Raw genomic sequence first — 17,640 nt, forward strand, 5'->3', positions numbered from 1 at the left:
CCCAACCAACCACACCCGCGGGTGTCTTGACTTCCCATGCCCGCGATATATCGTGTTTCACCGCCCCGGCACCACCCCCTGGGGACGGGGTCTGCGGAGCCGGGCAGGGCACAAGGACCGGTGCTGTCACGTGGGCCTGTGGTCCCCTGGCCGACGTCATGTGTCGTGTGCCGACCGCTTGTTCCGCTCCGCGCCCAGGCGGGCGAAGTAGGCGATCAGGTCGGGATCGTCGATCGCCTCGGGGTTCAGGACCTGCTCGGCGGGGGCACCCTGGAGCAGGCGCTTGATGGGAACCTCGAGCTTCTTGCCGGTCTTCGTGTGCGGTAGGGCCCGTACGGCGAGGATCTCGTCGGGGACGTGGCGGGGTGAGGCGCCCGTGCGGATGGCGGCGCGGATCCGGTCGTGCAGGGAGTCGTCCAGGGCGACCCCGTCGGCGAGGACCACGAAGAGCGGCATCCAGTAGCCGCCGTCGGGTTCCTCCGCGCCGATGACGAGGGCCTCGGTGATCTCGGGGAGGCGTTCGACGACGTCGTGGATGTCGGCACTGCCCAGGCGCACGCCGTTGCGGTTGAGGGTGGCGTCGGAGCGGCCGTGGACGATCACCGAGCCGTGCGAGGTGAGCGTGATCCAGTCGCCGTGCCGCCACACGCCGGGGTAGGCGCCGAAGTAGGCGTCGCGGTAGCGGCTGCCGTCGGGGTCGTTCCAGAAGTACAGCGGCATGGATGGCATGGGCCGGGTGACGACCAGTTCGCCGACCTGGTCGAGGACAGGGTTGCCCGTCGCGTCGTAGGCGGCCAGGGCCACGCCGAGGCTGGGGGCGGACAGCTCTCCCGCCCAGACGGGGGTCGTGGAGGCGCTGCCGGCGAAGCCGGAGACGATGTCGGTTCCGCCGCTGGTGGAGGCCAGCTGGACGCCGGCGCCCACGTGGTCGCGGACCCAGGGGTAGGCGGAGGCGGCCAGAGCGGAGCCGGTGCAGCCGACGACGCGGACGGCCGACAGGTCGTGCACGGAGGGTTCGATGCCCAGCTTGGCCATGGCCAGCAGGTACTGAGGACTGGTGCCGAAGACGGTGACTCTGTGACGGGCCGCCAGCTCCCACAGGACGTCCGGACGCGACTGCGGTACCGGGCTGCCGTCGTAGGTGCAGGTGGTGGCACCTGTCAGCAGGGTGGAGACGACCAGGTTCCACATCATCCAGTGGGTGGTGGTATACCACAGCAGGCGGTCCCCGGTGCCCAGATCGGTGTGCAGGCCGAGGATCTTGAGGTGTTCGAGCAGGACCCCGCCGTGCCCGTGGACGATGCCCTTGGGCAGTCCGGTGGTGCCGGAGGAGAAGACGACCCACAGGGGGTGGTCGAACGGCACCGGGGCGATGGTGAGGTGCTCGACGCGGGTGGCCGCGTCCTCCCAGGGAACCCTCAGCCCCGAGTTACCGCCCTCGGGCCACTCAAGGCCCACATGGTCCACGAGCACCGTGGCTTTCAGCGTCGGCAGGGCTGCGGCGAGTTCGAGCGCGGCGGCGCGGCGGTCGTGGGTCGTGCCGTTGAAGAGGTAGCCGTCAGCGGTGATGAGCACCGTGGGTTCGAGCTGGGCGAAGCGGTCGGCGGCGGCCTTGGGTGCGTAGTCCTGGCCGCACACCGACCACACCGCGCCCAGGCTTGCGGCGGCGAGGAAGGCGATGACGGCGTGGGGGGTGTTGGGCAGGTAACCCACCACCCGGTCGCCCTGTCCGACGCCCAGGTCGCGCAGGCCGGCAGCGACGGAGGCGACCCGGGCGCGCAGCTCCCGGCCGGTGATCTCATAGCCGGCCCCGGTCTCGTCCAGGGCGGTGATCGCCGGAGCGTCCGGCCGCAGGTTGCGCAGCGCGTGATGGACGTAGTTGAGGGTGGCGCCGGGGAACCAGCGGGCTCCGGGCATGGTCTCCTCGTCCAGCACCCGCTCGTACTCAGTCGCCGCGTCGACGTCGAAGTACTCCCACACCGCGGCCCAGAACCCTTCGAGGTCGGTGACGGACCACTGGTGCAGGGCTCGGTAGTCCGTGGGGTCCTGTATCCCTTCGGCGCCTCGGTGCCGGGCCGCCCATCGGGCGAAGTCCGCGATGCGGCTACGAGCGGCCGACTGCGGATCGGGAGTGAAGAAGGGTTCCATATACGAGTCAGGGCGCGGGGTGGTCACGGTGTGGTGCTCCTCGTCAGACGGGCCGGGCATCGGCGGTACGGCGGGCCGTGTGCAGCAGGGGGGCCCACGCGACGGTGTCCCTGAAGTCGCCGGTGCCGGCCGGGACGGTGTCCATCACGACACGGTCGGGTCGCAGCAGGACGGCGTCGGCACGGCCGCGGGCCAGCCAGCCGGCCAGGGTGCCGTCGTCGCCCAGGTCGTCGACGTGGATCGTCGGGGCGCCCAGTGCCGTGGCCACGACCGTCATCTGCGCTGTGGTTGGCACAGCGGTCAGGACGGCGAAGGAGTCTCCCAGGACGTCATCGAGACGCACTCGCCTGCCGTCGTACCGCACCCAGGGCTGCGGGCAGAAGGTGCCGGCCAGCACGCGACCGGTCAGCCTGGGGCGGCGCCGTACGAGTGGACCTGCGGTCAGCGCCGGACTGAGGTCACGGCTCACCACCTCGGTCACACCGGGGACGCGACAGGCCGTTCCCACGACCGCCCGGCGGAACGCCGCACCGCGGTCCTGGCCGCCGGTCATGGCCCAGCCGACGGCGACCGCCACGCGGATCACATGGCGGGCGTGCGGCTTGCGCTCGCGTTCGTAGGTGTCCAGCAGCCCCTCGGGGGCGCCCTGTTGGAGGACGCGGGTGAGCTTCCAGGCGAGGTTGTTGGCGTCGCGCAGGCCGGCGCACAGCCCCTGCCCCACGAAGGGCGGAGTGAGATGGGCGGCGTCGCCCAACAAGAAGACACGCCCCCTGCGCCACCGGTCGGCGAGACGGGCCCGGAAGGTGTACTGCGCCTGCCGTATCACCTCGAAGCCGGTGCCCTGCGAGGCGTCGGACGGCAGGTCCACCCAGGGGGCGACCAGCTCGCGCAGGCGCTCCCATCCGTCCGGGCCGTCCAGGTTCTGGTCGTCGGCCAGCCGGAACTCCCAGCGGTAACGGTCCTCGCCGACGCGCATGAAGGTGGCCGGCCGAGTGGGAGAGCAGATCTGTTCGGCACCTTCCCAGGTACGCACAGGGCGACTGGTGCGCACGTCGATGACCCGCCAGCTCTCCTCGAAGCGCAGGTCCTCCCACACGGCGCCGATGGCGTCACGGGTGAGACTGCCCGCGCCGTCGCAGCCGAGGACGGCATCGGCCCACAGGTGCTCCTCCTCGTCGCTGCCGTCGCGCCGGAAGGTGACCCGGACCGGACCCGTCGGATCGTTCGGTCCGTCGGTGTCCCGTGCGACGGACTGGGTGACGGACACGAACTCCACCCCACTCCACAGTTCGCACTCAGGGCGGCGCGCCAGGGCGTCACGCAGCAGGCGTTCCAGCTCGGGCTGGTCGAACATACTGGTCTGGGGGAAGCCGTGGTGTCCGTGCGTGGACCGCGGGAATTCGGCGATCACGCGGCGCCCGGCGTCCAGCAGCCGCAGTCCGGACGCCGGTCGCGCCAGGGCTGCGAACTCCTCGTGCACACCTACGCTCTGCAGGATCCGGCGGATCTCGTCGTCCACGACGACGGCACGCGGCAAGGGGTAGATGTCCTGGTGGCGTTCCAGTACGACGCTGCGCACTCCCTGCCGGGCGAGCAGCAGGGCGGCCGTGATCCCGACGGGTCCGGCACCGATGATCACCACCGGTGTACGGGCTGTGGCCTTCATGGTGCGGCCGTAACGGGGGTCCGCTGCTCGCCGAGGTCGATCCGTCCGTCCGGGGTGGCGATCGTGGCGGTGATGAGGTCACCGTTGCGCAGGTACTTGGGGTTCCTGGCCTGGCCCTTGAAGAACGCCTTCCACTTCAGTGCGGGCGGCAGCAGCGCAGCGATCTTCTCAGCCGCCTTGGGCGGGGCCTTCAGAGCCGTGCCGCCGGGAGTGCCGGTCAGCAGCAGGTCGCCGGGGTCGAGGGTCTGGAAGCGGGCGAGCAGGGTGAGCGCCTGTGCGGGCCGTACGATCATGTCGGCCAGCGTGCGGTCCTGGCGTGACACGCCGTTGACCGACAGCCGCAGCCGAAGATTCAGCAGATGGGTGAAGTCCTCGGGCTCCAGCAGGGCCAGGTACGGACCCGTCGGCGTGAAGGTCGGGTAGGACTTGCTCTCGTAGAACTGGGTCTTGGTCAGCTGGACGTCGCGGGCGCTGACGTCGTTGGTCAGGACAAGGCCGGCGACATAGCGCGGCAGGTCCTGCTCCTCGACGACGGTGCCCACGGGCAGGGTCGCGCCCATGACGAGGCCGAGTTCCACCTCGTAGTCGAGGAACTTGACGTGCGTGGGTCGGATGATCGTGTCGTGGGCGCCGCTGACCGAGCCGGACGCCTTGCGGAAGAAGGTGGGCGGGATGTCGCCGGTGAAGCCCGAATCCTTGGCGTGGCTGCGGTAGTTGACCATTTGGGCGACCACCCGGCACGGGGTGGTGACCGGGGGCAGCGCCACCAGGTCGGCGACGGGCGTGCCGCTCTCGCCGGAGGCGTCGGCCTCCCGCACGGCGGCGCGTTCGGCGAGCAGTTCGGCGGTGGTGACCGCCTTGGTCTCGATGCGGACGGCGCGCTCGTCCCGGACGGTCCACCAGCCGTCGGGGGTGCGCAGAACGTTGGTGCTCATGAGCTCATCGCTTTCATCAGGCCCAGCAGGCGTGCGGGGTCGAGTTCGTTGTCGTCGCGCAGGGCCGTCATGACCTCGCGGAGCTTGGCGGGGGAGGGGTTGGTGCCCAGGAAGTCGCGGGTGACGGGCGGCCCCCACTGGGCCAGGCCGCTCGCCGACATCGGCGCCCAGCCGGGCTCCAGGTCGCAGGAGAAGAGGTCGCCGTCGGCGAAGTGCTCCAGCATGAAGTGGTCGGGGTCGCGCCAGTAGTCGAAGAGTTGGCTGCCCTGGATGTGCCGGCCGATGCCCCAGCTGCGCTGGTAACCGCGCTCGGCCAGGTACTCCCCGCCGACGGCGATCGAGTCCAGGTCGGTGACCTGGTAGGCCGAGTGGACATAGCCGGTCCCGGGCCCCAGGTGCAGGGCCAGCGTGTGGTGATCGACGGCCACGCTCCCCTGGTCGCACCGGATGAACGCCATCGTCGGCCCGCGCCCGCGTTGCCCGTCCAGGAACAGGAAGTCGGACACGATCATCCCGAGGGTGTCCAGGTACCAGTCCAGCGTGCGGGCGAACGTCCGTGTCTCCACCACTACATGGCCCAGCCGCTGGATACGGGACGGCTCGCGGGGCGGACGCTGGGTGGCGTTCGTACGACGGTGATCGGAGCCGAAGTTGAGGACCAGCGGCTCCTGCCCGGGCAGTGCGGGCAGCGGCTCGGCGCAGTGCACCACCCGGACCGGCAAACCCGAGGGATCGAGCAGGGCGACCGACTGCCCACCACCCAGTACGCCGATGTCCCGGACGGTACTGCCGGTGGTGCGGGCCAGCCGGTCCAGGTCGGCCCGCTCGGCCGCGCGGAACGCCGGCCCGAGGAAGCGGGAGGCGCGCCCACGCCGGATGACCATGCAGGGTGAGCCCGCGAACGTGCCGCGCAGCCACAGTTCGTGGTCGGTGCGGGCGGCGATCGCGAAACCGAAGTCACGGGCGAACACCTCGGCCCGGTCCAGGTCGGGCTTCTCGAACTCCAGCCAGGCCAGGTCCGCCGCCTTGATCACGGGATTGCGGGCTCGTCCGGGGTGCTCTCCGCGTAGGGCGCCCTGCTCACTGTGAAGGTCCTGGTGAGGCGTCTGGTGAGCGCCTCTGTTAACAGAGGTGTGGGACATGGTGTCCTCCAAGCAACACTGCCGTAGTGAGGAAATCATCAACTCTGTGGTTTCTCATCGTCAATAGGGGTGGCTCAAATAATTGAGGATCTCATCAGTAATGGCGGGGTCATCGCTTCAGTGGTTACACTGTCCGTATGCCGACGTCAGCCCCGCCCAAGAACCGTTTCGAGCGGCGCCGCGCCGAGACCCGTCAGTCGCTCGTCCGTGCGGCGCGGCAGATCCTCGCGGAGACCGGGGACACCAGCGTCAGCATCCAGGCGATCGCCGAGCGCGCGGATGTCGGGTTCGGCTCCTTCTACAACCACTTCGAGTCCAAGACGGAGCTGTTCGACGCCGCGGTGACGGACGCCCTGGAGGAGTTCGGCCAGGTCATCGACGAGCGCGTACAAGGAATCGACGACCCGGCCGAGCTGGTCGCGGCGGGCTTCCGGCTCACTGCCCTGATGGCCGACTCCCACCCGGAACTCCTGCGGATCCTGCATGACCGCGGGCTGGCCCACATCCACTCCGACCGCGGCCTTGCCCCGCGGGCCCTGCGCGACCTGGAGATCGGCATCGCCTCCGGCCGGTTCGCCTGCCGCAACCCGACCACGGCCCTGTCCGCCGTGGGCGGCACCCTGCTGTCCCTCGTGGCGCTGCGACTGGCCCGCCCCGAGCTCGACGGCGACGAGGTCGCCTCCGACCTGGCCGAAATGGTCCTCCGCATGCTGGGCATCGCCCCGGACGACGCCCACGAGGTCACCCGACGTCCTCTGCCGGGCCTCGCCTGACAGCTCGGCAGCCGACGTCATGCGGACCGCGAAGGGCCTCCCGGGAGGGCGTCAACCATTCATCACGTCGTGCACCTGGCGTGCGGCGGCCTGCGGTGCCACGCCGGCGGCCACGAGGAACGCGGTCGCGGCGGCCTCGCCCGAGGGATCGGTCCAGGTGCCCGCGCCGTTCTCTTCGGCGAGGGCCAGCATCAGTGCTTCCAGCGCGTGGGCGAGGACCGGCGCTGGGACGTGGGCCGCGAACACGCCTCCGTGCTGACCACGTCGGATGGTCGCGATGGCCTCCTCACGGGCCGGTGCCAGGGTGGTGTGGACCGCATCCCCTCCCGGATGGCGCCGCCCCAAGGAGATGAGCATGCGGAACCGGTCGCCCACCGCCCATGCCGCCAGGGCCATCCGCGCCATCGCCTCGAGCGGATCAGCACCCGGCGTACGGGCTGCGGCGAACGCCTGCTGAAGCGCTTGGCCTGCTTCGTGCGTCAGCTCGTCGATCAGCGCTTGCCGGCCGGGGAAGTGTCCGTAGAGGGTGCGCCGCGTGACGCCGGCCGCTACAGCGATGCTGTCGAGACTCGCGTCGGGGTCGTCCCGCAGTGTCCGTCGAGCGGTCGCGAGGATGCGTCTGTGGTTCGAGCGGGCGTTACTGCGCTGCGGGGGGCGGCCCGGGATATCGGTCCTCTGCATGACTCCGTCTCTCCGAGTTCTTGGCTGCGGGAAAGCCGTGGGCGCCGGTGCCCCCCCACCCACCGGCGCCCACTCACCCCTGCCCGAGGTGGCTTGGTGTCCTGCTGACGGGTGTCAGGGGACAAGGATGAGGCGGATCGGGTCGCCGATCTTGTTCTCCAGGCGGCTGACCGCGTCGGCCGCGTCGATGAGCGGGATGTGGTCCGTGATGGAGGGGGCCAGGTCGAGGCGGCCGGCTGCGGCCAGCCGCACCAGTTCGGAGACCGACTCCGGGAAGCCGCCGTAGTGACCGCGTACCTGCTTCTGCAGGTAGTTGAAGGTCAGGCCCTCGGTGATGGTGAGTGGCTTGGGCGTGATGCCGACCAGGATCAGGGAGCCGCCCAGGCCGAGCACGGAGGCGGCCTGCTCGCGGACGGCGGGTACGCCGGCGCAGTCGAAGGCGAAGTCCAGGCCCCGTCCGTCGGTGGCCGCGCGTACCTGGTCGGCGAAGTCGGGGGCGGCCGGGTCCAGGGCGTGGTCCGCGCCGAAGGCCAGGGCGCGCTCCCGGGCGCTGGGCAGCGGGTCGACGGCGATGATCGGCGCGGCGCCGACCAGGCGGGCGAGGCGTACGTTGTGCGCGCCCACTCCGCCTACGCCCCAGATGCCGACGGACTGGGCAGGGCGGACGCCCGCGGTGGCGACGACGGCGGCGTAGGGGGTGGAGACCGCGTCGGGGATGATCGCGGCTTGGTCGAAGGGGAGGGCGTCGGGGATGGGGATGAGGGTGTCCTCGCGGGCGATCACGTACTCGGCCCAGCCGCCGTCGTAGTCGATGCCGGCGGTGAGCATCCGGGTGCAGGGGCGGCGGCGCACGCAGCCGGCGCACTGGCCGCAGGTCTTTCCGGCCTCCAGGGTGACGCGGGTGCCGACGGACAGACCGCGCTTGAGGCCGGGGCCGAGGGTGTGGATCACACCGGAGACCTCGTGGCCGACGGTGACCGTGTCGGAGGTGGCGAACAGCGGGACGAGTGAGCCGTCGAGGAGGTGGACGTCCGAGAGGCAGACGCCTGCGGCCTTCACCTCGATGAGGACCTCGCCCGGGCCCGGCACGGGGATGGGGACCTCTTCCACGGCGAACTTCTTGCTGTCCAGGTGGAAGCGTCCGGCGAGCATGGTGTCCATGAAGATCTGCTTTCTGCGAGCGGCACTCGGCGGTTCGGGCCGATGCGTGCCATGGGGCGTCTGAGGGGCTTGTGGTGGCCGGGAGGCGTACGGCCGGCAGCGGGGTATGCCGCACGCCTCCCGGCGGCTGGGGGTCACACGCCTTGACGGCGTGCGACGGTCAGGCGAAGACGTCCTGCTGGTAGCGCTCGTCGGCCTCGAGCCGGGCGAGCCACTGCTGGGCGGTCTCGTCGTCGCTGCCGGTCTTCTGACGGTGGACGGCGGCCAGTGCCTCGCGGACGGCGGGGGCCATGCGGCGGCCGTCACCGCAGACGTAGATGTACGCGCCGTCCTCGATGGCCTGCCACACCGTGTCGGCGGCGCCCGCGATGGCGTTCTGCACGAACCGGGCCGGGTGGCCGGTCACCGCGGAGAAAGCGGTGTGGACCTGCGCGATCCCGGCCCGCTCCCAGTTCTGCATCTCCTGCCGGTAGAAGTAGTCGTGCTCCGGGTGGCGGCAGCCGACGAAGACCTGCGACAGACCGACCTGCGTGCCATCGGCGTGCTGCCAGGCCCGCTCCTCCAGGAAGCCGCGCAGCGGCGCGATGCCGGTGCCGGGGCCGATCAGGATCAGCGGAGTGGCCGGGTCGGCCGGCGGGGCGAACGTCGGGGAGGGCACGCGGACGTAGCCGTAGACGACGTCTCCGGGCTCAAGGCCCGCAACGTAGGAGGAGCAGGTGCCGCGGTACTGGCCGTCGCCGGACAGGGCCGGGCCCTCCAGCAGGCCGACGGTCAGGCGCACATGGCGCGGGTTGGCCGACGGGGCGGAGGAGATGGAGTAGAAGCGCGGACGGATCGGCCCCATCATCTCCAGGAACACCGCCAGCGGCAGCTCGACCGCCGGGAAGCGCTCCAGCAGGCCCAGCACCGAGACCCGCCTGCCGAGGATCTCCTTCTGGTAGTGCTCCTCGGCCTCCTGGGTGTCGGCCGCATACGCCTGGAGCTGCGGCCGGGTCCACGGGCACTGGGTGTACTCGGCCAGGGTCTGGATCTGGGAGCGGGTGGCCACGTCCTGCAGCTCCAGGAACTCGGTGAGCAGGATGCCGGCGGTGACGGGCACGCCGACCGGCAGGTGGGTGCGGCCGCCGCCGGGCTGGTCGAGCCGGAGCACCTGGCCGTACTCGACACCCAGCCGCCTCAGTGCGCGTTCCACCAGGACGGCTTCGTTCTTGGCGAAGACGGCCAGGTGGTTGCCGGTGTCGTAGGTGACACCTTCGGGCAACTCGACGGTGACGGACTTCGCGGACGGGCGCGGCGGCTCGATGCTGAAGTCCCACAGGCCGGTCGCGTCGGCCACGAGCTCCTCGTTGGCTACCACCGTGAGCGGGTACGCCTGCTCGGAGACGATGGCGGGGCGCACGTCGGACTCGGTGAGCAGCTGGACCTCGTAGCGCGGGCCGCTCGCCTCGGACGTGTCGGCCGCGTACTCCTCGGCCAGGGTGGCCCACAGGGTGTCCATCCAGCGACTCGCCATGCCGTCGAAGTCACCGGCGGCGTCCGCGATGCCGCGCTCGACGACCGGGGTGGCGCCGGCGGCCAGCAGACCTTCCTCGATCCGCTTGGGGAATGCCTGGAAGGTGGCCACCCACTGGGTGTTGCCTGCGCCCAGCAGCGCGAACCGCACGTTGGACAGTGAACCCTGGGGCAGGCCGGCGGCGATCAGGTCGTCGAAGCACTGGGCGTTGTCGGGCGCCTTGCCGTTGTAGCTGGCGGCGACGACGACGAGCAGACCCTCGGTGGGCAGGTTGTCGCCGAGTTCGTCCAGGCTCATCAGTGTTGTGCCGAAGCCGGAGCGCTCACCGCGGTCGGCGATGGTGCGCGCCAGGTCCTCGCAGGACCCGAGGCTGGATCCGTAGGCGACGGTCAGGTTCACACCGACGCCGCTGACCGCCGTCTGCGCCTGCGTGTCGCCGGCCTGGAGGTCGGCAGTGCCGAAGACGGTCCGCTGGTGCTCCTGACGCTTGCGGACGACCAGCTGGAAGTCGCCGGGCTTGCGGGTCAGCGCCTCGCGGACGTCCATCTTGTAGTCGGTGGTGTCGGAGAACCTGAACTTCTGCAGCACCAGCGCCAGCGCCAGGCGGGCCTCGGTGAGCGCGAACTGCCGGCCGATGCAGGCACGCACACCGTTGCCGAACGGCTTGTAGGCGTGCGGGTGCTGCTGGACACGGTTCTCCGGCAGCCACCGGTCGATGTCGAACTCCTCCGGGCGGTCCCACGCCTTGGGGTGGGAGTGCAGTGCGCCCATGAGGATGTTGGCCCTGGTCCCCTTCTTCAGCTCGTACCGGTCACCGATGACGGTGCCGTCGATGGGCGCCTTGGCGATCATCGGGATGGGGGCCCACAGGCGCAGGGTCTCCTCCAGGATCCGCGGGATGACGTCGAGCTGCATGATCGTGTCGTAGTCCGGGACCGTGTCACCGGGCAGCAGGCGGTCCACCTCGGCGTACGCCTGTGCCAGGACGTGTGGGTTGCGCATCAGCGAGTACGTGGCGAACGACAGCAGGCCACTGGTGGTCTCGTGACCGGCGATCAGGAAGGTCACCACCTGGTCGCGGACGTTGTCGTCCGCCAGCAGCTCGCCGGTCTCCGGGTCGGTGGCCTCCAGCATGAGGCCGAGCAGGTCCTCCTCGCCGCTGCCCTTCCCTTCGCGACGCTCCTTGATCACGCTCTCGACGAGGTCGCGCATCAGCTGGATGTTCTCGCGGTACTTCCTGTCGTCCGCCTTCCGGAGCTTGGTCATCATCGGCAGCTCCTGGGAGCGCCGCAGCGACTCGATCAGCGACTCGAGGAGCGCGTTGAGGAAGGGGTGCAGCTGCTCCTCGGCGAAGGAGTCGAACCGGTAGCCGAAACCCGACAGAGCGATGGTGTCCAGGGTGAGCCGGGTGTAGTCGTCGGTGATGTTGACCGGCTGCCCCTCCCGGCTCTCCCACTTGCCGACCAGGTTCTGGGCGATCTCCAGCATCTGCCCGTAGTAGGTCTTCATGGCCCGCTGGCTGAAGGCCGGCAGAAGGATCCGGTGGGCCATGGCCCATTCCTCCTCGTGCTGGTGGGCCGTGAACAGCCCCGCCCCCGTGAAGTCCCGCACATGGTTCAGCGGCGTCTTCTCGATCTGCTTGAAGAACCGCGTCTCGTCGCAGACCTCGGCCACCAGGTCCGGGTCATAGACGAAGACCTGCTCGATGCCGGCGATGTCCATGCCGTAGATGCCCTCGGGGAACTGCTTGGACAGCTCGTTGAAGTACTCGACGGGGTTGGTGTCGGGGATCTGCGGCGTGTGGCCGAGCAGGGGGATCCCGCGGGGGGACCGGATGGGGCGAAGGTCGTTCGCGGAGTTCGTGGTCATCGGTTGCTCCTGTGTGGGGAGGGAGTTGGGCAAGGGGTGCGCTGCTCTATGCCGCGGCGCCTCACAAAAACATACGCTGTATGGAATCAGTACCGTACGCCGTATGGAAACTCGACGCAACCCCCGACGGTGCGGCTGACCGGTGTGATCAAGGCCATTTCCGTACGATGTACGAAACTGATACCGTACGAGGTATGGAAAATAAGGTGAGGCGTCCCCCGCGGGGAACGAGGAAGAGAGACGTGCCTCTGACCGAGGCCGGGATCTATGCCGCCGCCCTGCGGCTCATCGACGAGGACGGGGTCGAGGCGCTCACCATGCGCAAACTCGCCACCGTGCTCGATGCGAACCCGATGTCGCTGTACCACCACGTGCCGAACAAGGAAGCCGTGCTGCGCGGCGTGACGAGAATGGTCGGCGCCCAGTTCCGCACCGTGACGCTTGAGGACGCCCCCTGGCAGGAGCGCATCCGTTTGCTCGCCACGGACTTCCGTACGCTGGCGCACCGTCACCCCGAGCTGATGGCCTACTCGTTCAGCCACCAGCCGGACTTCATCCAGCCCGACGATCCGTTCTGGACCGCGCTCACCGCGATCGTGGCCGCCGCAGGAGTGCCTGAGTCAGAGGTCTCGGAGGCCGCTGCTCTGGTGGTCGCCGTCGTCGTCGGTGTCCTCACCGCTGAACTCAACGGCTCGCTTCACCAGTGGGCGAGCCTCAAGCCCCCCGGTCTCGCCGCCGACGAAGACGAGTCCACGGACGCAGACCCGTCAGGGCCTGTCCAGGACCGCAGGTTCCGCCTGGTGATGGACACTCTCATCGCGGGCCTGGAAGGCCGGCTTGCCGCCGAACGTGACAGCCAGGGCCCCGTCCGTTGAGTCCCTGCTTCTGAGGCGTCGCGGCCTGGGGCGCCCCTGATCGGTCAGTTCGGTCTGCGACGCACTGGGAGCCATCCGTCACATCCGGGCAGGCCATCCCGGGGCAACCGCTGCCGGTGCCCGTGTGTTGCGGACCCGGCTGCGTGGTGGCGAACAGCGGGGTGGGCCTTACCGGCCGGCACCGCCACTGCCAGGGCCGCGGTCCGGATATCCGGTCGGCCCACGTCGAGGGCGGTCGACCAGGTCCTGGCCGGCGAGCATCTCAAGGACCTGTTGGTGCAGCCGTCCCCGGATGCCTGCCCGGTACCAGATCAGGAACCGGCGGTGCACCGTCGGCTTCGACGTTCCGAAACACGGCGACAGGGGCCGCCAAGTGAAGCCGGTGACCAGCACGCAGCTGATCGCCGCGAAGACTGCCTCATCAACGATGTTCGCGACCCCGCCGCCCCGTGAACGCACGGGTGTCGGCGCCAGCGGCGGCCTCGCGATCTCCCACAGACCCTCCGGAACGATCCGTCCCCACCGACCACTCCCCATTGCTGGCACAACCGCCAACTGGCCATGTGGGACGTGGTCTTGAGCTGGTGGGGGGAATTCGGGTATGTGAGGGGCCGCCGACCGCGAGGTCGACGGCCCCTGAGGATCAGTGCAGTGGGTCGTGGTCAGTCGTGCAGTGATGAATGGGGGCCCGTGAGTGTGGCGTCGAGGGCGGCTGGGCCGAACCCGGCCCCGGTCAGGACGTCGGCGGCCACTCCGCGGCCGAGCTGGGCAAGACCGATCAGCAGGTCGTCGCAGTCGATGCGGTCGGAGCTGTTGTGCTCGGACCGCGTCTTGGCGATGACGATGGCCTTACGGGAGTAGGGTGTCCAGGCGATGCGCTCGGCTGCCTGGGAGGCATCCATGCTCAGCCGATTGCCGACGGACCGGTGGACCGTTTGCGGCGAGACCCCGGCGACTTGCAGGAGCCGGGTGGCGCTGTTGTCCTCGGCGGTCAGCCCCCAGAGCAGGTGCTCGGTGCCGATGTAGTTGCTGCGGTGCTGCACCGCCGCCTGTTTGACGTGCGCCATCGCCCGGTGGAGGTCGTCGGTCATCGTCTCGGGGCTGTAGCGCTTGTGCGGAGCGTTGAAACGCTGCTGGACTGCCTGTCGGGTCACACCCAGGGCGGCACCAATGTCGGTCCACGAGGAGCCGTGCGTCCGGCAGTGCTCAACGTAAGCCTCGACCAAGTCATCGGCCAGTGCCCGGAGTTGGCCAGCAAGGCCGGTAGCGGCGGTCAACAGGGCGAGCCCGTCGGGCTGTTCCTCCCCTCCGAGGCGGTGTGCGGTGTCGTATCTCCGGTCGACTTCCGCGATGAGATCGTCCAGGTCCGGAAGAGCCACGAGGACGCTCACCCTTCTGGCTGCGTCACCTGTCGAAGGTCAACCGTCATCGCAAGGGCGAGTCGGCGGTGGGTGTCAGCACGGACTCGGCGACATCAACGATCTGGGTGAGGTCGAAGCCTTCCATGTCTGCGCGGAATTCAGGACTCGACAAGTACGCCTCCAGGCGCTCCTGCATGTCGTCGGCGTCCCTGTAGGAAACGAGGGCGTACAGCTGGGGAGCCGCGCCTGCGGGCGCTGCGGGCACCGTCCAGACGCCGTGTGTGGTGATCCGGTGCTTGGCCATGCCGGGAATGTGTTTGGCCCAGATGTTCTCGTAGGCGGCGAGCGACTCAGGGCTGCGCAAGGTGTAGACACGAAGCTGGTATTGGGACATGAACTTTCGTTCCTTTTCTTCTGAGCGTGGATGGACGGCAGTCAGTCTTGCGAGAGGAGGAACGCCAGTTCGGTGTCCCAGTCGATACGTCCGGACTCGGTGCCCCGTGGCACCAGCGCCTCCGTGTTCTCCAGGAAAGACTTGATGTCCTGCACGGGAACCTCGAGCAACGCGGTGCCTGCGGAAGATCCGAGGGTGATGTACATCGCCACGTCGCCAGGACCAACGGCCGGCCAGACCCGGACATCTCCATCGCCTGCGGGACCCGTCAGGCCATCACTCAGAAGGTCGCGACCCAGGACCCATTCGACCGGCTCATCACCGTGGACGAAGAAGACGGCACGGACGGCATAGGGATCGGTGGGTTCGTAGCACAGGCGCATGCACATGGGCAGGGAGTAGCAGCGTGAGACGACAAGCTGCGCGGTCACTCCCCGCACGACGGTCTTCAAGGACTTCATCGATATTCACTCCAAAGCACCTCTGCCTCGGCTGCCCCGCCGCCCGGCTGGCGACGAAGAGGCGGCGGGGGAAGGGGCGTTACAGCAGGGCCCGGTCGGCCGGACCGCGCAATTCGTGTGCCCATCGCGGCCGATGGGCGACGTGAGCCCGCGGCGCCTGAGGGGTATCCGCAGGCAACGGTGAGGGGGAGGGCCGGGCCCTCAGGCGGGCGGCCTGGGCGGCGGTCAGGGACCGCTGATCTCTGACCAGCGAGCGGGCCCTTGCCGCCGACGGACTGCAAGGTGGGGGAAACGACCTGGGCCATGCCCGCAAGCGGAACCTGCCTCACCAGTCGGCGTGGTTCCGGTTGTGGTGTTCCCCGTCCCAGCCAAGGTGCTCTGAGCGGTTCCAGTCGTGGCGGTTCCAGCCGTCCCGGTACGACTGGTCGGACTTTCCGCCATGTCCCTCGCCTTCCCAGCGGTAGAAGTGACCGTCGCGGGAGAAGAGACCATCGCAGTCGTGCCGGGTCGAATCGGTGCTGTGGTGGTCCTGGTGCCAGCCGCGGATTCCGTCGCAGGAGTAGCCCTGTTCGAGCAGGTAGCCGACTCCGTGGTCCCACTGGTAGTCGGCGGCCTTGGCGCTGACAGCCGGGCGGTGGACGTGTGCGGGCGCAGGAGTCGCGGCCGAGGCGGTGCTCCCGGCACCGAGAACGGCGACACCCGCGACCGCGACGGAGGAAACGGTGACAGCGATGCGCTTCGTGAGCTTCTTCATGATCTTTCCTTCGCGATTGGCGTGATCTGCACCGCCCGGTTGTACGGGCAGGCGATGCGTAGTGCCTGGTGTGGTCCGGGCCAGATTTTCCATACGCTGTATGGAATCTCCTCGTCATTAATACCATACGTTGTATGGAAACGTCGAAGTGGTGTGAGTCACCGAGGCGCCCTCAGCTGGCCAAGCCGACAACTGATGCTTACTTCAAGAGCGTTGGCCATTCCTGGCCCCATCGGAGCGCCGGGGTTTGCGTTCCGCAGCCGCGACGTGCGGGCCTGTGTTTCCCGGCTCATGCTGGAAACGAGGGGGAGAGGCAACGGAGGAAGTGGTGGAGATGCGGACCGTTGTCGACCTCACGCGCTGCCAGGGCTATGCACAGTGCGTTTTCCTCGCGCCGGAGGTGTTCGAGCTGCACGGCGAGGAGGGACTGCTGTACGCCACAGCCGTTCCCGGCGATCAGGTCGAACGCGTGCGTCAGGCCGCGGCGGCGTGCCCGGTGCAGGCGATCCTCCTGGGAGAAGAGGTGAGCACTGGTGGCCGATGACCTCAAGGCCGGCCGTATCGTCATCGTCGGCGCGTCGCTGGCCGGGCTCAGGGCCGCAGAGGCGCTGCGCGAGGAGGGTTTCACCGGCTCCCTGACCGTGGTCGGGGACGAACCCCACGCGCCCTACGACCGGCCGCCGCTGTCCAAGCAGGTGCTGCTAGGGCAGGCGACGGCGCACACCACCGAGCTGCCGATGCGCCGGGATCCTGACGCCGAGTGGCGTCTGGGTGTGCGTGCCACCGGTGTGGACCTGCTGGCGAAACGAGTGTTGCTGGAAGACGGGGAGCCGCTGCCGTACGACCGGCTGCTGATCGCCACCGGGACCCGGGCGCGGCCCTGGCCCAACGCGGAGGAAGCCGCCCTGGACGGGGTGTTCACCCTGCGCACCCGGGAGGACGCCGCGGGGCTGGCCGAGCGGCTGGATGCGAGGCCGGAGCGGGTGCTGGTGATCGGCGGCGGCTTCACGGGCTCGGAGATCGCCTCGGCCTGCCGGGAACTGGAGCTTGAGGTCACGGTCACCGAACGCGGCCCCGCGCCCCTGGTCGGCGCCCTCGGCGGCACCTTGTCGAAACTCGCGGCCGTCATGCAGCGCAACCACGGCGTGGACCTGCGCACCGGGGTGATGGTCACAGCCCTGGGCGGGAACGGCAGCTTCACCGGCGCGGAGCTGTCTGATGGCAGCCATGTGGACGCGGACGTGTGCGTCGTCGCGCTGGGCGCGATCCGCAATGTCGAATGGCTGGCGGACTCCGGCCTCGCGGCAGGCCCGCGCGGGATCGCCTGCGACGCCGGGTGCCGGGCCTTCAACATGTACGGGATCGTCACGGACGACGTCTTCGTGGCCGGTGACGTCTCCCGCTTCCCCCACCCACTGTTCGGCTACCAGATGCTGTCCCTGGAGCACTGGGGAAACGCGGTGGAGCAGGCCGGGGTGGCGGCCCACAACATGGTCAACCCCGGGCCGCTGCGGAGACCGCACCTGTCCATCCCGTCGTTCTGGTCGACCCAGTTCGGCCTCAACATCAAGTCCGTGGGTGTACCCACCTACTCCGACCATGTGGTCATCGCCCAGGGCTCCCTGGAGGCACGACGTCTGGCCATGGTCTACGGCTACCAGGGCCGGGTCACCGCCGCGGTCACCGTCGACATGGCCAAGTCGCTCGACTACTACCGGCACCTGATCGAGACGGCCGCTCCGTTCCCGCCGCCGCCCGGCGCGCAGGACCGGGCGATCGCGGCAGACATTCCGATCCCCTCTCTCGTGCCGGATCCGTCGGGGCTGTCCCACGGCCCGACCGTCGCGCTCACCGGCCATCTTCCCGACCGCAGACTGACCGTGGTGTAGCCCGCGTCCCGCCGACCA

The 17,640-nt window shown here is 69.5% G+C and carries 16 protein-coding genes; 4 read left to right on the forward strand and 12 right to left on the reverse strand.

Annotated elements, in window-relative coordinates; all coding sequences use genetic code 11:
* Window positions 1-156 precede the first annotated feature (156 nt).
* Genes ABT137_RS43315 through ABT137_RS43330 form a run of 4 tightly spaced genes read right to left on the reverse strand, consistent with a single transcriptional unit; the run spans window position 157 to window position 5,891 of the window.
* Window positions 157-2,148 carry an acetoacetate--CoA ligase gene (locus ABT137_RS43315; protein ID WP_351717943.1) on the reverse strand — a complete coding sequence of 664 codons (1,992 nt, stop codon included), beginning with the start codon at window positions 2,146-2,148 and terminating at the stop codon, window positions 157-159.
* Window positions 2,149-2,191: 43 nt separating this feature from the next.
* Window positions 2,192-3,814 (reverse strand): bifunctional 3-(3-hydroxy-phenyl)propionate/3-hydroxycinnamic acid hydroxylase MhpA, encoded by a 1,623-nt coding sequence (gene mhpA / locus ABT137_RS43320; RefSeq protein ID WP_351717841.1) that lies wholly within the window; start codon window positions 3,812-3,814, stop codon window positions 2,192-2,194.
* Window positions 3,811-4,749 (reverse strand): fumarylacetoacetate hydrolase family protein, encoded by a 939-nt coding sequence (locus tag ABT137_RS43325; RefSeq protein ID WP_351717842.1) that lies wholly within the window; start codon window positions 4,747-4,749, stop codon window positions 3,811-3,813. Before ABT137_RS43325 ends, mhpA begins: the two co-directional genes overlap by 4 nt.
* Window positions 4,746-5,891 carry a VOC family protein gene (locus tag ABT137_RS43330; protein ID WP_351717844.1) on the reverse strand — a complete coding sequence of 382 codons (1,146 nt, stop codon included), beginning with the start codon at window positions 5,889-5,891 and terminating at the stop codon, window positions 4,746-4,748. Before ABT137_RS43330 ends, ABT137_RS43325 begins: the two co-directional genes overlap by 4 nt.
* Window positions 5,892-6,028: 137 nt before the next feature.
* Here ABT137_RS43330 and ABT137_RS43335 point away from each other — a divergent pair, with 137 nt between their 5' ends.
* Window positions 6,029-6,664, forward strand: coding sequence for a TetR/AcrR family transcriptional regulator (locus ABT137_RS43335; RefSeq protein ID WP_351717845.1), 636 nt, complete (start codon window positions 6,029-6,031; stop codon window positions 6,662-6,664).
* A 51-nt stretch (window positions 6,665-6,715) separates the two neighbouring features.
* Here the strand turns inward: ABT137_RS43335 and ABT137_RS43340 are convergent, their stop codons facing one another.
* The 3 genes from ABT137_RS43340 to ABT137_RS43350 form a co-directional block, all read right to left on the reverse strand.
* Complete coding sequence (locus ABT137_RS43340) at window positions 6,716-7,345, reverse strand: TetR/AcrR family transcriptional regulator (RefSeq protein WP_351717847.1); 630 nt, start codon at window positions 7,343-7,345, stop codon at window positions 6,716-6,718.
* A 114-nt stretch (window positions 7,346-7,459) separates the two neighbouring features.
* On the reverse strand, window positions 7,460-8,506 hold the full coding sequence (locus tag ABT137_RS43345) for a zinc-binding dehydrogenase (RefSeq protein WP_351717849.1): 1,047 nt from the start codon (window positions 8,504-8,506) through the stop codon (window positions 7,460-7,462).
* A 160-nt stretch (window positions 8,507-8,666) separates the two neighbouring features.
* On the reverse strand, window positions 8,667-11,888 hold the full coding sequence (locus ABT137_RS43350; RefSeq protein WP_351717851.1) for a bifunctional cytochrome P450/NADPH--P450 reductase: 3,222 nt from the start codon (window positions 11,886-11,888) through the stop codon (window positions 8,667-8,669).
* Window positions 11,889-12,130: 242 nt separating this feature from the next.
* Here ABT137_RS43350 and ABT137_RS43355 point away from each other — a divergent pair, with 242 nt between their 5' ends.
* Window positions 12,131-12,763: a TetR/AcrR family transcriptional regulator gene (locus ABT137_RS43355; protein WP_351717853.1), complete on the forward strand. Its 633-nt coding sequence runs from the start codon at window positions 12,131-12,133 to the stop codon at window positions 12,761-12,763.
* Window positions 12,764-12,931: 168 nt separating this feature from the next.
* Here the strand turns inward: ABT137_RS43355 and ABT137_RS43360 are convergent, their stop codons facing one another.
* From ABT137_RS43360 to ABT137_RS43380, 5 genes are all read right to left on the reverse strand, one after another.
* On the reverse strand, window positions 12,932-13,300 hold the full coding sequence (locus ABT137_RS43360) for a transposase (protein ID WP_502984668.1): 369 nt from the start codon (window positions 13,298-13,300) through the stop codon (window positions 12,932-12,934).
* A 125-nt stretch (window positions 13,301-13,425) separates the two neighbouring features.
* Complete coding sequence (locus ABT137_RS43365) at window positions 13,426-14,142, reverse strand: Clp protease N-terminal domain-containing protein (protein WP_351717855.1); 717 nt, start codon at window positions 14,140-14,142, stop codon at window positions 13,426-13,428.
* 46 nt (window positions 14,143-14,188) lie between these two features.
* Complete coding sequence (locus tag ABT137_RS43370) at window positions 14,189-14,518, reverse strand: NIPSNAP family protein (protein WP_351717856.1); 330 nt, start codon at window positions 14,516-14,518, stop codon at window positions 14,189-14,191.
* A 41-nt stretch (window positions 14,519-14,559) separates the two neighbouring features.
* On the reverse strand, window positions 14,560-14,979 hold the full coding sequence (locus ABT137_RS43375) for an SsgA family sporulation/cell division regulator (protein WP_351717858.1): 420 nt from the start codon (window positions 14,977-14,979) through the stop codon (window positions 14,560-14,562).
* Between the two features lie 325 nt (window positions 14,980-15,304).
* Window positions 15,305-15,733, reverse strand: a complete 429-nt coding sequence (locus tag ABT137_RS43380) for a hypothetical protein (RefSeq protein ID WP_351717860.1) — start codon at window positions 15,731-15,733, stop codon at window positions 15,305-15,307.
* 334 nt (window positions 15,734-16,067) lie between these two features.
* Between ABT137_RS43380 and ABT137_RS43385 the strand changes: the two genes are divergently transcribed.
* Both ABT137_RS43385 and ABT137_RS43390 read left to right on the forward strand, forming a co-directional pair.
* Entirely contained in the window at window positions 16,068-16,277 is a 210-nt protein-coding gene (locus ABT137_RS43385; protein WP_089107210.1) for a ferredoxin, read from the forward strand.
* Window positions 16,267-17,622 carry an NAD(P)/FAD-dependent oxidoreductase gene (locus ABT137_RS43390; RefSeq protein ID WP_351717862.1) on the forward strand — a complete coding sequence of 452 codons (1,356 nt, stop codon included), beginning with the start codon at window positions 16,267-16,269 and terminating at the stop codon, window positions 17,620-17,622. The genes ABT137_RS43385 and ABT137_RS43390 overlap by 11 nt, the downstream gene beginning before the upstream one ends.
* Window positions 17,623-17,640 lie beyond the last annotated feature (18 nt).

It is taken from the genome of Streptomyces sp. NPDC001980, from assembly GCF_040296885.1.
Lineage (GTDB): Bacteria > Actinomycetota > Actinomycetes > Streptomycetales > Streptomycetaceae > Streptomyces.